11 protein-coding genes are annotated in these 14,386 nt (G+C 71.5%); 4 read left to right on the top strand and 7 right to left on the bottom strand.

Going from position 1 to position 14,386, the window contains the following annotated elements:
- Positions 1–173: 173 nt before the first annotated feature.
- A complete protein-coding gene (locus tag ACFYM0_RS36210; RefSeq protein ID WP_388509448.1) occupies positions 174–839 on the bottom strand; it encodes a hypothetical protein in 666 nt (221 codons plus the stop codon).
- A gap of 468 nt (positions 840–1,307) precedes the next feature.
- On the opposite strand from ACFYM0_RS36210, the gene ACFYM0_RS36205 reads away from it, so the two are divergent.
- Together ACFYM0_RS36205 and ACFYM0_RS36200 are read left to right on the top strand one after the other, a co-directional pair.
- Positions 1,308–1,772 carry a hypothetical protein gene (locus ACFYM0_RS36205; RefSeq protein WP_388509444.1) on the top strand — a complete coding sequence of 155 codons (465 nt, stop codon included), beginning with the start codon at positions 1,308–1,310 and terminating at the stop codon, positions 1,770–1,772.
- Positions 1,773–2,697: 925 nt separating this feature from the next.
- Entirely contained in the window at positions 2,698–5,313 is a 2,616-nt protein-coding gene (locus tag ACFYM0_RS36200) for a CehA/McbA family metallohydrolase (RefSeq protein WP_388509441.1), read from the top strand.
- A gap of 108 nt (positions 5,314–5,421) precedes the next feature.
- On the opposite strand, the gene ACFYM0_RS36195 is transcribed toward ACFYM0_RS36200, so the two are convergent.
- From ACFYM0_RS36195 to ACFYM0_RS36185, 3 genes are all read right to left on the bottom strand, one after another.
- Entirely contained in the window at positions 5,422–5,724 is a 303-nt protein-coding gene (locus ACFYM0_RS36195; protein WP_388509438.1) for a DUF4404 family protein, read from the bottom strand.
- 305 nt (positions 5,725–6,029) lie between these two features.
- Positions 6,030–6,794, bottom strand: coding sequence for an SDR family oxidoreductase (locus ACFYM0_RS36190; protein WP_388509435.1), 765 nt, complete (start codon positions 6,792–6,794; stop codon positions 6,030–6,032).
- 35 nt (positions 6,795–6,829) lie between these two features.
- Positions 6,830–8,110 (bottom strand): MFS transporter, encoded by a 1,281-nt coding sequence (locus ACFYM0_RS36185; protein ID WP_388509433.1) that lies wholly within the window; start codon positions 8,108–8,110, stop codon positions 6,830–6,832.
- 78 nt (positions 8,111–8,188) lie between these two features.
- Between ACFYM0_RS36185 and ACFYM0_RS36180 the strand changes: the two genes are divergently transcribed.
- Positions 8,189–8,638, top strand: a complete 450-nt coding sequence (locus ACFYM0_RS36180) for a MarR family winged helix-turn-helix transcriptional regulator (protein WP_388509430.1) — start codon at positions 8,189–8,191, stop codon at positions 8,636–8,638.
- Between the two features lie 362 nt (positions 8,639–9,000).
- On the opposite strand, the gene ACFYM0_RS36175 is transcribed toward ACFYM0_RS36180, so the two are convergent.
- A complete protein-coding gene (locus ACFYM0_RS36175) occupies positions 9,001–10,410 on the bottom strand; it encodes a DHA2 family efflux MFS transporter permease subunit (protein WP_388509428.1) in 1,410 nt (469 codons plus the stop codon).
- Positions 10,411–10,785: 375 nt separating this feature from the next.
- On the opposite strand from ACFYM0_RS36175, the gene ACFYM0_RS36170 reads away from it, so the two are divergent.
- On the top strand, positions 10,786–10,968 hold the full coding sequence (locus ACFYM0_RS36170; RefSeq protein ID WP_388509425.1) for a hypothetical protein: 183 nt from the start codon (positions 10,786–10,788) through the stop codon (positions 10,966–10,968).
- Between the two features lie 7 nt (positions 10,969–10,975).
- Here the strand turns inward: ACFYM0_RS36170 and ACFYM0_RS36165 are convergent, their stop codons facing one another.
- A complete protein-coding gene (locus ACFYM0_RS36165; RefSeq protein ID WP_388509422.1) occupies positions 10,976–12,850 on the bottom strand; it encodes a hypothetical protein in 1,875 nt (624 codons plus the stop codon).
- 544 nt (positions 12,851–13,394) lie between these two features.
- Positions 13,395–14,000 carry an MFS transporter gene (locus ACFYM0_RS36160; RefSeq protein ID WP_388509457.1) on the bottom strand — a complete coding sequence of 202 codons (606 nt, stop codon included), beginning with the start codon at positions 13,998–14,000 and terminating at the stop codon, positions 13,395–13,397.
- Positions 14,001–14,386: the final 386 nt, after the last annotated feature.

The following is a 14,386-nucleotide window of genomic DNA, read 5'->3' as shown; positions in this document are numbered from 1 at the left end:
CCTGGCCGGCGCAAGTACCCCGAGGAGCAGCGGGGGGGGCGGCGCGCCCCCGCGGCCCCCCCCCCCCCCCCCCCCCCCCCCCCCCCCCCCCCCCCGGGGGGGCCCCCCCCCCCCCCCCCCCCCCCCCCCCCACCGGGCTGCCGCGCAGCAGTCCCGGCCGCGCAATCTCCGGGCTACCGGCAGTCCGCGTGGACGGTGGCAGTCCCGTTCGCAGGTCGGCCGGGAACCTTCGCCCAGCTCGCTGAGCTGTCGACTTCGGTGCAGCTGCTGAAGCGGCCGTCGGTCACGGAGGCCGTCATCTGCCGACGGGCCCCGGCGAGGGCCGCGTCGGGGCTGCCGGCGGTCGCGCTGAAGGTCTGGATCTGCTGCGCGCCTACGGCGGAGAGGAGCCTGGCCGCCGAGGCGACGTAGGTGCCGTTCCAGGGGGCGGCGGGGTCGCCGTACATGACCTGTACGAGGGTCGAGGCGGCCGGCACCCGGAAGTTGACGGAGCGCCAGTCCGTCGTGGACGCCGACCCGTTCGACATCGTCACGCGGCTGCCGGCGGAGACGTCGAGGGCGAAGAACGCTCCGCCGGTGCAGCCCTGGGGCTCGGCGACCAGGGTGTAGGAGGCGAAGGCGTTGGTCTTGGGGCCGTCCGACCGGTAGGCGGCGCGCAGGTTGGTGAGCGCGTAGTGGTCGGGGGTGGTCATGGTCTGCCTCGTCTGTACGGCGCAGGACGGCGCTGCGGACGGTGCGGACGGTGCGGACGGTGCGGCCTGGGCGGTCTGAAGCCCGAGGACTGCGGTGGCGGCGACTACGGCCGCCATGGTGGCCAGGCTTCTGTACGTGGTGCGCACGGTGGTACCTCAATCAGCGACGAAGGGAATTGTGTTCCGGTGTGTCGGTCGCCGAAGCGCCTGTGCCGATCGGGCCGGGCTTCGGTGTGATCATCGTGCAGCGGGCCGCGCCGGGTGCGCCAAGCCGGTCTGCGGAATCCGGCCAGGCCGATCCGGAGAGTCGGACAGGCCCCTCACGAACCCCTCTGAGCTGCTGAGATCAGATCGGCTGAGCGCCGGAATGGATGCGACAGGACACACCTGACCTGCGTGGATGCCAGCACTTCCATCACGACAAGTGACTCATTTTCATCGTTTCTTATGGCCCTGTCTCTGTTATAAGAACGCCTGGGTCAGGACCTGACCTCCACGGGCCGGTCCACTGATCGGTGGATGCCGGCCGGCGGTCCCGGGACGTCTGCTGGGGGACAGGTTCCGTGCCGCCCTCCGAGGCGCGGAAGAATGGAAGGGTTTCCTGTGCTGAAAGACATGTCCCGACGGGTCCGGTTCTCCGCGATGGCCGGCTGCACGGTCGTGGTGGCGATGGGCGCGGCGCTGATCGCCGCCGGTACCTCGCAGGCCGCTCCCGCGGCGTCGGCGCCGTCGCCCTACTTCGGAACCGTCGACACCGTCGCCGCTCCGCTGACGGTCCGCTCGACGCCGCTGGAGACTGCCACGGGCGTCGGCTCCCTGACCTCCCACACCAGGGTGGGGATCGAGTGCAAGATCGAGGACGGGAAGCTGATCGAACGCGACGGCGAAACGTCCCGGACCTGGTACAAGATCGACACCTCACGGAGCGACGGAAGCGCCGAAGTGCCGGGCTGGATCAGCGGTATCTACACCAAGGTCTTCAAGGACCCGAAGGAGAAGAAGGTCCCGATCTGCAAGCCCGTGCCCACCGAACAGAAGGTGCCGGAAGGCGCCGGCCTGGAGCACGCAGTAGGCAACTGATCCCCGCCCCCCAGTGCGGGAGTGGGCCCAAGCTTCAGGAGCAGGGCTCCGGCGAGGGGTGTCGCTTGCCTCTTCAGGGCCGGTAAGTGCGTGCGGCGGGCGGGTGGTCGGCCGATCCATCCGCAACCGGTCCGCTCTCAAGGTCGCCGGCTTCACCCGCACCCGACCACCCACTCGACCTGACCGCTCCTGCCATCTGAGAACGCTCACGCCGTGGGCACCAGCTGGTGCTCTTCGTCAGCTGGCGGGGTGGTGTCGCGGAGATGGTGCAGGTCCTCCGGGGGCCGGTCCGCCACGGGTGCTACGGCGTGGTATCGGCGCAGACCACGTACGAGGTGAGGGTGAGGCCCCGCCCCCAAGGGGGCGATGTCGCGTGCGGCCACCTGTCACGCGCGGATGCGAACGGAGTGCTCTGGTCGAGGTCCGTGAGGCGTGTTCACTGGGCCGGCGGCGCCGGTCGCGCCCGTCGGCCCCAGTGGCGGCGAGCGCCACGGAGACCGCTGCTCCGGCAAGCGTGTACGTACTCCACCGGCGGGCTCGTGGCCGGCGGTACGTCCGCATCGTCCATGCCTGGTGACTCGAGGTCGAGTGAGGCTCTGGTCCGGTACCCCTCTCCACTGGACCCGGCTTCGTCACACCGAATGCGCCCCGCGCACCAGATTGACGGACCGTCATATGTTCCTGTACGCAGCAACCCCGTGCGCAACAAGAATGCTCGAACGGGTTCTCCGGCACGCGAGAATCCCCTACCGTTCGTTCGAACGAACAGGCTGGACGGGCAAGTTTCCTCGATGTGACTTAAGGCGTTTCTTCCCCGGAAGGAGAAGGACCTGTGTGTGGTCATCACGGTGAGAATGAGGACTCCGGCGGCACCTGCGGAGCCGATCGGGAGCATTCCACGGCCGGACGGGGGAGGCGGGACGTATTGCGGCTCGGCGCCCTCATGGCGGCGGGCGGGCTCTCCGCGCTCGTCCCGGTGGACACGGCGAGGGCTCAGACCTCGGCCGGCGCAGCCGAGCCGGGGCCCGGCGCCAAGGTCACGACCGCCTACCCCGGACACTCGCCCTTCGGGTTCGACCAGTGGTCCTCGGTCGAGTTCGCCGTGCCGGCAGGGGTGAACCGGATATCGGTCACCCGTACCTTCGACCACTACGACGGCCTTCCGGGGATCATGTCCGACGTCCTCGACATCGGTCTCTTCGGTCCATCGGGGTTCCGCGGCTGGTCCGGCGGAGCCCGGGACGCCTTCACGGTCTCGGGAGCGGACGCCACACCGGGCTACGTACCCGGTCCCGTCGAGCCGGGCCGGTGGTCGGTGGCGCTGGGACCCGTCGTGTTCAACCCGGCCGGGATGAACTGGCGCGTCGAGGTCACCCTCGAGTACGGCCCTCCCTTAGCCGGCACGCCCTTCGCCGTCCTGCCGACGTCCGCGCCGAGCCGCGGGCAGATCCCGGGGTTCCCGGTCCCGCTCCCGTTCTGGTACCGGGGGGACATGCACACCCACACCGTCCACTCCGACGGGGGACGGACCTTGGGCGAGCTCGTGGCCGCGGCTCGCGACAACGGTCTCCACTTCCTCGGTTCCACCGATCACAACACCAGCGCGGCCGGCGTTTCATGGGCCGGCAGCATTCCGTCGGACCTCCTCGTCATCAACGGTGAGGAGGTGACCACCCGCCACGGCCACTGGCTCGCCCTCGGCATGCCCCAGGGGGAGGTGATGGACTGGCACTTCGGTCCCGGGAACCCGGGCGCCATGGCCCAGCACGCCAACCACCTGCGCGACCGGGGCGGACTCGTGGTCGCGGCCCACCCGCTCACTCCGGCCCCGGGATCCTTCTGGGAGTTCGGATTCGGCGACGTCGACGCCATCGAGGTGTGGAACGGTCCGTGGACGCTCGACGACGAGGCGGCCGTCGCCATGTGGGCCGCCATGCTGTTCTTCGGCCAGCGCGTCCCCGTCGTCGCGAACAGCGACACGCACGCTCCCTCGGACGTCGTCGGGCTCCCGCAGACGGTCGTCCGCTCCACGGCCCTGTCCCGTGACGCGATACTGGACGGGGTCCGCCGCGGCCACTCCTATCTGGCGGAGTCCTCGAAGGTCAGCGTCTCGCTGAGCGCGAGCTGCAACGGCCGCTACGCCGGGCCGGGCGACTCGCTCCCGGTGTCGTTCTTCGACGCGGTGGACGTCTCGGTGAGCGTCTACGGCGCTCCGAATTCCTTCCTGACCCTGTACACCGAATGGGGTCTGATGCTGGCGACCTGGATCGGGGGCGACGGCGTCGGCCACCTCAACTGGCGCGGCTGGGGGCTGGGGTCGGTCTTCGCCCGTGCCGAAGTGCGCCGCCCGAAGCCCGGCAGCAGCACGCTCGACCAGATGGTGGCCCTCAGCAACCCCGTGTGGTTCGGTCCGGCACCGACCCCCAAACCCGTCTATCAAGGAGGACAGACCTTCCTGAGCACCGTCCGGTACCCGAACAGCTGGAGCGCGGTGGCTCCGATGCCCGGCATCGGCGGGGCGCCCACGTTCAACGGCCCCAGAGCGTCCATCACCGGTCTGCCCACAGGGTCAGCCCTGACGGTCGGTCTCAGCGGTGACAACGGCCTGTGGATCAACGAACGCCAGACCAACGGCCAGTGGCAGTCCTGGCAGCAGTTGGCCGGCCCCGGAGCTCAGGGCCGGCCGATGCTCGACCTCGGCGAAGCCGCGGAAGCCGCGTTCCGGCGGGCCCTGCGGGCCGCGCGAGGGGCATCCGCACCGGCGGCGCGCATCGTGTCCTCCGGCGCGACGGCAGGGATCACGGCTGCCGGACCGGCGGGAGCGGCCGCGGGCATCGTCCAGGCAGGGGCGGCCTTCCGCGACGCGGCCATCGCGGGCATGCCCGACGGATCGGCCCAGATCGTTGCCGTCGCCCTCGACGGCACGCTCTACCACCAGGTTCGGCAGGTCGGCGGACGCATGACCGGGTTCACCCCGGTTCCCGGCGCCGCAGGCGGCAAGACCTGGACGGCGGTCAAGGCGGCCATCGCCGCCATGCCCGACGGAAGCGTCCAGGTCCTGAGCTACGGCTCCAACGGCAACATGTACCTCAACATCCGCAAGCCCAACGGCTCATGGGGCACTTGGAATCCGGTCCCCGGCGCCCGCGGCGCCGCGACCTTCGCCGGACCTGCCCTCGACATCACCGGGCTGCCGGACGGCAGTTCCCAGCTCCTGGCGATCGGCATGGACGGCATGGTCTACCACCAGGTCCGGCACCCGGACGGACGCTTCGACGGGTTCGCCACCCCGCGGGGAGTCACGACCCCGACGATGTCCGCCAGCGCCATCGCCATCGCGGGCATGCCTGACGGAACCGCACAGGTCCTCGCCGTCGGCGCGGACGGGAACGTCTGGCACGACATCCGCTTCCCGACGTCCTGGCAGGGGTTCAGGCCGCTGAACGGTCCGCAAGGAGCCGACCGCCTGCGCGGCGGACAGCTCAGCATCGCCGGCATGCGCGACGGGACCTCCCAGGTGCTCGTCATCGCCCCGAGCTGAGCATCTCCCGGTCCGTCCGGCGGGGCCGGTGGAGCGCGAGCCGAAGACGCCGGGCCGCACCTCTGACCGCGGCCAGGGCGAAGCCCGCCTGACCCGCCAGATCCTGGATCAGATGCCCATGTTGGCGAGAGCCAGGCCGATGCTCTGCAGGGTCGCGGCCACGGCGGGATGGCTGATCTCGAACCTCTCCACCGCCAGCCTCACGCTGTCCGTCAGGTGTTCGTCGCCGGAAGCGGCATCGCGCACGCTCGGATCTTCGAGGCGCCGTATGAGTTCCCGCAGGTGTGCGTGCTCCCCGACCCGGACCGAGGGATGCCCTTCCAGCTCCCGAAGGATGCGCAACTGCTCTTCCAGTTCACGTGCCGCCCCTGCGGATCGTCCTCCTTGTGCATGGGGCCACCGGCACGGCACAGCGCACCGGCACGGCACAGCGCACCGGCACCTCTCCTGGGGGAGTGTGGAGGGGTGCCGGTGAGGGGGCGCTCTCCCTTCTGGAGCGAGCGCCCCGCCGCGCCCGTGCCGCAACTGCCTGGGGCCGCTTGACGATCGAGGGCGCGTATGACAGGCCGACCGCCACCGCCCGGCAGCGCGGACGAGGTGTGCCAACCGCGGGGGGCCGGGTCGACACTCCGGGCAGCGTAGGTGGCGCGCTGATGGGTTCGCGCCCACCAACAGGCCTTGCAGAAGGGGGAGGCCGGGACGGGGTCGGCCTACGTTCAGCCCGCGTTCGCGCCGAGGACCTGAGAGCGGCGTCCGACCAGGGCGTCGATGTAGCCCTCGTAGTCGACGGCCTTCAGACGGAAGCGCTCCAGGGTCGAGGCGTGCGTGGTGATCATGAAGCGCTCCGCGCGCAGTGCCTCGACGACGGTGTCGGCCACGTCTTCGACCGTGATGGCGTTGTGCAGCAGGTAGGGCGCCTGCTCGGCCATGGGGGTGTGCACTCCCTCGGGGCACAGGACCGATACGCCGATGCCGCGGTCGCGGTAGGTGAAGGCGAGCCACTCCGAGAACCCGACCGACGCGTGCTTGGTCGTCGCGTAGCCGACGCTCTCCAGCTCGGTCAGCAGGCCGGCCGCGGACGCGGTGTTGAGGAGGTAGCCCTCCCCCCGCTCGAGCATGTGGGGCAGGACGTGGCGGGCGGCCCGTATCTGGCCGTTGAGGTTCACGTCGATGATCCGTTCCCAGGTGCTGTCGTCCGCCAGCGCGTCCATCCGCGTCGCGATCCCGGCGTTCGAGCAGAACAGGTCGATGTGGCCCTCGTGGGTGAGTACGTCGTCGACCAGCACCGCGATGTCGCTCTCGCGTGAGACGTCGGCCGCGACGAACCGGGCACCCAGATCCTTCGCCCTGTCCGCGCCGGCGCTCGTGGCCAGGTCGGACATGACCACCCGCGCGCCTTCGGTGACGAAGCGCGCGGCGAGGCCCAGACCTATGCCGCTCGCGGCACCGGTGACGACGACGTTCTTGTTCTTGAGTTCCATGGCTCGCTTTTCTCGAGGGCCCGGGGTGGGCGCGGTCAGATCGCCGGGCAGCCATCATCCGAACCGTCGGCGGCGCGCACATCCACCGATCGGCCTGTCCGATCGGTTAGCCACAGCAGCAGCGCGAGGGCCGGCAGTACCGCGGCGCAGCCGGCGACGGCGGTCCACCCGCCGAAGTGGAAGGCCAAGGCTCCGACCTGGGAGCCCACCGCCCCGCCGATGAAGAACGTCCCGATGTAGATGCTGTTCAGGCGGGCGCGCGCGGTGCGGTCGAGCTGGTAGATGGCGTGCTGGCCCACGATGAGCGTGCTCTGTACGGCCAGGTCGAGCAGGACGGCGGCGACGACCAGCACGACGATGTTGTGCCGCCCGATCACGGCCAGGCCCATCGCGCAGATGCACAGGAGGAAACCGGCTGCGGTCACCGTGCGTCCGTGCCCCCGGTCGGCCCAGCGGCCGGCCAGCGGGGCCACCAGCGCGCCCGCGGCGCCCACCAGGGCGAAGAGGCCGATGCCGAGCTGGGAGTAGTGGAACGGGGCGTCGGTGAGGACGTAGGAGACGGTCGTCCAGAAGGCGCTGAACGCACCGAACATGGCGGCCTGGTAGAGGGCGCGGCGGCGCAGCACGGAGTGGGTGCGGACCAGGGAGGCGGTGGAGCGCAGCAGAGCGCCGTAGCTTCCCTTCGCCGTGGGGGTGCGCTGGGGCAGGGTGAGGCGCAGGGTCAGGGCGAGCATGCCCATCAGTGCGGCCGACACCAGGTAGACCATGCGCCATCCGGCGACCTCGGCGAGCATGCTGCCGAGGGTGCGGGACAGCAGGATGCCGGCCAGGAGTCCGCTCATGACGCGTCCGACGACCTGTCCGCGCGTGTGGTCGGGCGCGAGGTCCGCCGCGAAGGGAACCAGGATCTGGGCGACGACGGAGGTCGCTCCCGCGATCATGGCCGCGACCAGGAGCAGCGGGAAGCTCGGCGCGAGCCCGGCGGCGGCCATGGCCACGGTGACGATGACCAGCAGGACGGATACGAGGCGGCGGTTCTCCAGCCGGTCGCCGAGCGGTACCAGCAGCAGCATGCCCGCGGCGTAGCCGATCTGGGTCACGGTGACGAGGGTGCCTATGGTGCCTTCGCCCAGGTGGAAGGTGTGCTGGAGCATCTCGAGCAGCGGCTGGGCGTAGTAGAGGTTCGCGACGGTCAGGCCGCAGGAGGCCGCGAGGAGGATCACCAGCCAGCCGGGCGGGCCACTGATGGTGCGGCGCGGGGTGGGGGCGGCGGTCGTGGGGGCGGGGCTGGCCCCCTGGTTCTGGAGTGTGGACACGGGCACCTCCGGGCTGATGAATCCATCTTCCATATAGAAGAGATTTTCTATATGGAAAGGAGTGTATATGATGGATCCATGGACTTCCAGGGCGACCTCCCCCTCACCGTCGACACCGGCGCACTGTCACGCACCGTGCAGCACGCCTTCGCGGTGCGCATCGAAGCCGTCGTCCAGCCGATGGGCTTCACCCTCAGTCAGTGGACGGTGATGCGGGAGCTGAGGCGGACGCCCGGAGCGTCCGCGTCCGAGCTCGCCCGGACCGCGGGTCACACCCCGCAGGCCTGCGGGGCGATCCTCAAGCAGCTCCAGGCCGACGGCATCGTGGAGCGGGCCGCAGGCCGGGGGCGGATCGTGGAGAACCGCCTCACCGCCCGGGGCGAGACGGTGACGGACGAGACGGTCGCCAAGGCGGACGCCGCGCTGCGGCCAGCGCTGGAACACTTCGGGCGCGAGGACCTCGACGCCTACCTCGACCTCGCCGCCAGGCTCGTCGAAGCGTTGAACCGGGCGGCGCCCATCCGCTGACTCGGCGGAGAAGGACGGCAAACGACGGCACCGTCCGCGTATCGGCGAGGACCGCGTGGGTGTACGACAGCGTCGAAGGCGCCGAGGAGCAGCGCGGCAGCGGCCGGTGGGCGGAGTTCACGTTCGACACCGCCCTCCCGGTCGTCGGCCCTACGACCGCCCGGGCTTCACGGGACAGGTCTCCTCCTGGCTGGGCTACGCGATCCCCCGCGACTCCGGCCGCCGAATGGACATCGGTACGGGCACGGCACCGGCTGGGTCGGCGAAGGGGACCCGGGTGGCCGGCATCGGCGACGTACGGAGCGAATCCTTCGGCACCGGCACCGAGTGGAGCGGCCGATTCGCCGGAGCCACCCGCATCCTCACGTCCTGACCACCACCGGCCGGGCGGCCGCGCAGCACGCGAGGCCGACGAGGAGCATCGCCACCGGGAAGGCGAGCGCGGCCTGGGTGGCACTGGTTGGAGTGTTTCCGAGTTGAGCCTGGAGGAGTACGCCGGTGACCGCGCTGCCGAGGGCTCCGCCGAGCTGTCGGGTGGTGTTGAAGACCCCCGACGCCGCGCCGACCAGGGCAGGCTCCAGGCCGCGGGTGGCGATGCCGGCCAACGGGGCGGAAACCAGACCGATCCCGATGCCGGTGACGAGCAGCGGGGGCGTCAGCGTCCACGGGCCGATGCCCGGGTGCAGCAGCCAGGTCAGGGAACCTACCCCCGCGATCAGGAGCACGAAGCCGAGGGCCGCGAGCAGCTGCGGGCTGGTGGTGTCGGATCGCTTGCCGGCGAGGCGCGCGCACAGCGAGGACAGGGCGAACATGGGCACGGTGACGGCGCCCGCGGCCGGCGGGCCGTAGCCGAGGTCGCTCTGCAGGTAGATCATCAGCGGCAGGAACATGCCGATCATGGCGGCTCCCATGGCTCCGCCCGCCGTGGCGGCCGCGGAGAAGGCCCGGTTGCGGAAGAGCCGCAGCGGCAGGAGCGGCTCGCGCGTGTTGCGGTGCTGCCACCACATGAACACCGCCAGGCACACGGCGCCGAAGGCCAGCACCGAGGGGATCGTGACGGGTCCGGCGACGGTGCCCCAGTCGTAGGCCTCCCCGCTCTGTACGCCGAAGACCAGCGCGGTCAGTCCCAGGCCGCTGAGCATGATGCCCCACAGGTCGAGCCGGTGTTCCCTGGCCGGTCGCCAGTCGGGCAGCAGGCGGTACGCGGCGATCCACCCGGCGACACCGACGGGCAGGTTGATCAGGAAGATGCCCCGCCAGCCGGTCCAGGCCACGAGCAGTCCGCCGATCACGGGTCCTGCGGCCATGGCCGCACCGCCGACCGCACCGAACACACCGAGGGCCCGGCCCCGCCGCTCGGCAGGGAACAGGTACACGATGAGCGACATGATCTGTGGCGCGATGAGCGCCGCGGCCAGGCCCTGGACGGCTCGGGTGGCGATCAGCGTCGGAGCGTTCGGAGCGAGAGCGCAGGCCAGTGAGGCCAGGGTGAATCCGGCCAGGCCGGCCAGGAAGAGCCGCTTGGGTCCGTAGCGGTCACCGAGCCGGCCCGCGAGGATCAGGGGGACGGCGTAGCAGAGGGCGTAGGCGCTGTTGACCCAGATGGCATCGTTGAGCGAGGCCCCGAGGGACGTGCGGATGTCGGGGAGGGCCACGTTCACGACGGTGGCGTCCAGGCAGATCATGAAGAAGCTGACGCACAGCGCGTACAGCGCCGCCTGGGGGCTCGCGGACGGGCCGCAAGAAGAGGGGTTACGGAGCAGGCGTTGCAATGTCGGTCGTGTCCTTCGGGTGCCCGCCCCAGCCGCACGTGACGGCGCGGAGAACCGGAGCGGGGAACGGAAGCCCTTCACGGGCGATGACGTTCACGCACGCTTCGATCAGCACGGCAGGACTCCCGAAGACTCGACGAAACACCAGGGCAACTGGATCTGGAACCATCCTCGGCGGGCAGCCGGCACCCGGGCATCCGCCGATCGGCCGACCGGACGGGGGAGCGGCAGCGCATGCCCCGGCCGTCGGCGGCCCCTCCTCCGACGGGCTTGCGGGCCCTCCGCCCCCCGTTCCCCCGGTCAGGGGGCGATCCGCGGGGCGGCTCCGAGGGAACCTGAGTGCGGGGGCCCAGAGGAAGGCAGGACACCATGGACATGGTCACGGCAGTTCGCACCACCAGCGCACAGGCGGCTGCGCCGCGTACCGGTTGCCCGCTCCACGACACGCGGCCCTCCTGGTCCCAGGTCGTGGGCGACGCGTACGACTACATCCTGGAGACCTACGGAACGCGGGCCGCCACCACGGCGGACCGTTCTTCGGCGGGACCGCGGATGTGACCGGCCGCTACCGCAGCGGAGGAGTGGGCAGCGGGTCTCCCTGCCGGGCGCGAAGCGCCATGACCACCACGGCGTCCGTCCAGCCGAGCGGCGCGACGGACGAGGGGTACCCGGCTCCGTTGACCGTCTCGGGAAACTCGCCGAGCCCGTTGCGCTTGGCGAGGAGCCAGTTCAGCACCGCGTCCGACCGGCCCGTGTCGCCCAGGTGGGCCCAGGCCAGCGCGAAGAAGCCGGTGCTGGCGGTCCAGGCGTACGAGCCCCAGGGCGCGCCGGGGTCGTTGCCCGGGAGCAGGCCGCCGTTCGGCAGGAGCAGGGCGCGGTAGGTGGAGACCAGGGCGGCCGGCAGATCGGCCGGTGCCCGGTTGAAGGGCGGAGCCATGAACGCCGCCGCGCTGTCCCGGCCGTGGTCGCCGTCGGGGGTGCGCGGGTAGCCCTGCGGCGCGAAGTAGCGGGCGATGGCAGCCGAGAGCTTGCCGGCCGCGGTGGTCCACTTCGCCCGGTCGGCGTCCTGCCCGAGGCTTCCCGCGAGGTCGGCGGCCGCGTTGAGACCGGCGAGGAGCGGCGCGGCGGTACCGATGTTGGTGGTGCCGGTCGGCAGCTCCCAGTAGTCGGGGGAGGCCGGCGGGAGCCCGTTCGAGCCGAGGGAGGCGGCGGCCCGGTCCGCTGCCTTGCGCACCATCGGGTAGAGGGCGGTCAGCCGCGCCGTCCGGTCACCGGCGGGTGCTGCCCGGTACCACTGCCAGACGGACCAGGGCACCCAGCCGCTGCCGTCGAGCTGCCAGGGGCGCGCGTCCGGCGGACCGCTGCCGTCCAGTTTCGTCCGGGCCTCCCAGGTTCCGTCGGCCCGTTGCGTGCGGGCGTCGTACTGGAGGATGCGGTACGCCTCTTCGTCGTGGCCGGTGGCCGCGAAGGCCGCCGCCACGAAGGCGCCGTCCCGGGGCCAGGAGTATTCCCACGGCGGGGACCAGGCCGCGGCCGAGGCCCCGTTGGGCTGGAGGAGGGCGCGCATCGACAGCAGCGCGCGCCGCGCGGCGGCCCTTTGGATGTCCGTGGTGCCGGGGACCGTGCCCGAAGCCAGCCAGCGCTCGCTCTCGGCGATCTGGGAGAGTGCGCCCGGGGCGTTCGCGGGGACCACGACGGAGGTCCGAGCCCCGGCGGGCAGGTACCGCCAGCGGCCGGACGGCAGGCGCAGCACGTTGCTGTTACCGACGTAGGACGCTCCGACGGCGAAGGAGGGCAGTACGGCCTCGGTGGCGTCGAGGTTGCCCAGCAGACCCGAGGTCCGTGCCGCGAGGGCCGTGGTGGGGACGTAGCACTGATCGGTCTCGCCGCACCGCTCGCTGCCGGTGGGCTCGACGTAAAAGGCGAGCCGGGAGGCGTACGCGTGCCACCCGCCCCAGTAGGCCCTGTCGTAGTTCCAGCTGGTCAGGGAGCCCGGCACCGAGGAAACGGTTCCGTACCAGGCGATCGGCTTGTTCTCCGTCGTGGTCGCCTGGAGGTGGAGGTAGTACGTCGTGCCCGGCGTCACGGCCGCGTTGACCGGGAACTCCAGCCACCCGGCGCCGGCTCCGCCCAGGGAGGCCAGGCTGATGGTCCTGCTCGCGATGGAGGACGCGCCGTCGGTCCTGTTCCTGCGGATCTGGGCCGTGATCGAGCCGGTGGCGGCGCCACTGGCCACGTACGCGCTCACCCGGGTGACACGGCTGCTGCCCGTCGTGAAGGCCTGGGCGGCCGCGTTGTTCGTCGCCTTGACGCTGAACAGCGCCGTGCCGTGCAGCGACTGCCCGTCGTACGCCGTGGCCGCAGCGGCCGGGGGCGCCGCTCCCCCCACGAGTGCGAGGGCCATCGCGGGTGCCAGCGTCCAAGCCACCGGAACGATCAATTGCGGTTCCTTCCGAAGCGGTGCGGCGCGGGAGGGCCGCGGCATCGGCACAGCATGACATCGCATGATCGCCACGGCGGTGAGCACCGGGTGCTTCCCACCCGGACGGAGGAAGCACCCCCGAGGTCGCCGGCAGCCTGCTCGGTCCCGGTTCCGCCACCCCATCCAGCGTGGCTCGGGCTGGTAGGGGGTGCACGCCCGCAGTGCGAGGCGGGGGCGAATTCCGCCAGGTCGTCCGGGTGGAGGCACCACCCGCCCGACCCGATGTCGCGTCACCAGGTCTGACCGCCCGACCGGTCACAGGGGGGTGACGCCGAAATCCGGAAGGGCGGTAAGGCAGCCGCCGGACCCGGCGGCCCGGATCCCCTTCGGCCGACTCGCGGCACGCCGCATCACGCACGGCACCTCGCGCGAACCGCGCCGTCCGGGGCCGATCATGCTAATGAGCGTGCGAGGGCGGTGACCGGAGCGAGCCGACCGGTGGACGGGCCGTGGGGCGATCCCCGTGTCGGCGGCGCCGGCGGGCCGTTGGGGAGCGACCGGCTCAGAGCGCGCGCTCGTCGCGGAACGCGGGGACGGCGGCGACGGCCGCGAGCAGGGCGGCGACGCCGAAGACGGTGAACGCCACGGTGAAGCCGGCGGGCAACAGGGACTGGAACGCCAGGCTGCCCAGGCCGAATCCGGCGAAGAGGCAGAACGCGTTGAGGCCCAGGGCCTGGCCGCGCCGGCCATGGTCGCCGGGCAGGTCGGTGACGATGCCGCCCAGGAGTGGTTGCGTCATGTCGTAGCCGAGCGACAGCACGGCGATGACCAGGGCTACGGCGAGCAGAGGGAGATCGGTTGCCAGGAGCAGCACGCACACGGAGGCCAGCGCTACGCCGGCGGGAATGATGCGGGCACGCCCGTTGCGGTCGGCGAGGCGCCCGATGACCGGGCCGAGCAGGAGCCCGGGGACCCCGTATCCCAGGAGCGCCAGGCCGATCCGACCGGGCCCAGCTCGAACCGCCGGAGCAGGTAGAGGCCCAGCCAGGTGTAGACGCCGGAGTGCAACACCGCGTTGAACAGGATGTACGCGTAGGTGCGCCGCCCCCGAACGGATTGCAGCAAGGCCCGGTAGCCGGTGAGACAGCGGCCCCCACAGCAGTGTCATCACCCCGCAGGGCACCAGGTACGCCGGTACCGCCAGACCCACCGTCCCGGTCGTGGAGTGGAAAGCGCGGGCCAGCTGCGGCAGGATCGGCGCGATCATGAACGCCTGTGCGAAGACCAGGAATGCGGCGGCGGTCAGCATCGCCACGAGCCCGCGGGGCGGAGTGACGGGGGGCGGCTCCTCTGCCGGGCGGGGTCCCGGGGTGTGGGCGGATGACAAGTCGAATCCTTGGTGTCAGGCGATGAGCGCGCCTCATCGGCGACCATCCATGCCGGTCTGGAGTCGATTGTCGCCATGCTGTCGCGCGTGTCCGTGAGCGGTCGACTCTCCCGTGGCCCTGCCTGCCCCCCGATCGGAGGATCGGCCGTGCCTGCCCGCGTCGATAA

Origin of the sequence: Streptomyces sp. NPDC006487, assembly GCF_042870555.1 — a bacterium.
GTDB lineage: Bacteria > Actinomycetota > Actinomycetes > Streptomycetales > Streptomycetaceae > Streptomyces.
This window is presented reverse-complemented; position numbering and strand designations above follow the sequence as displayed.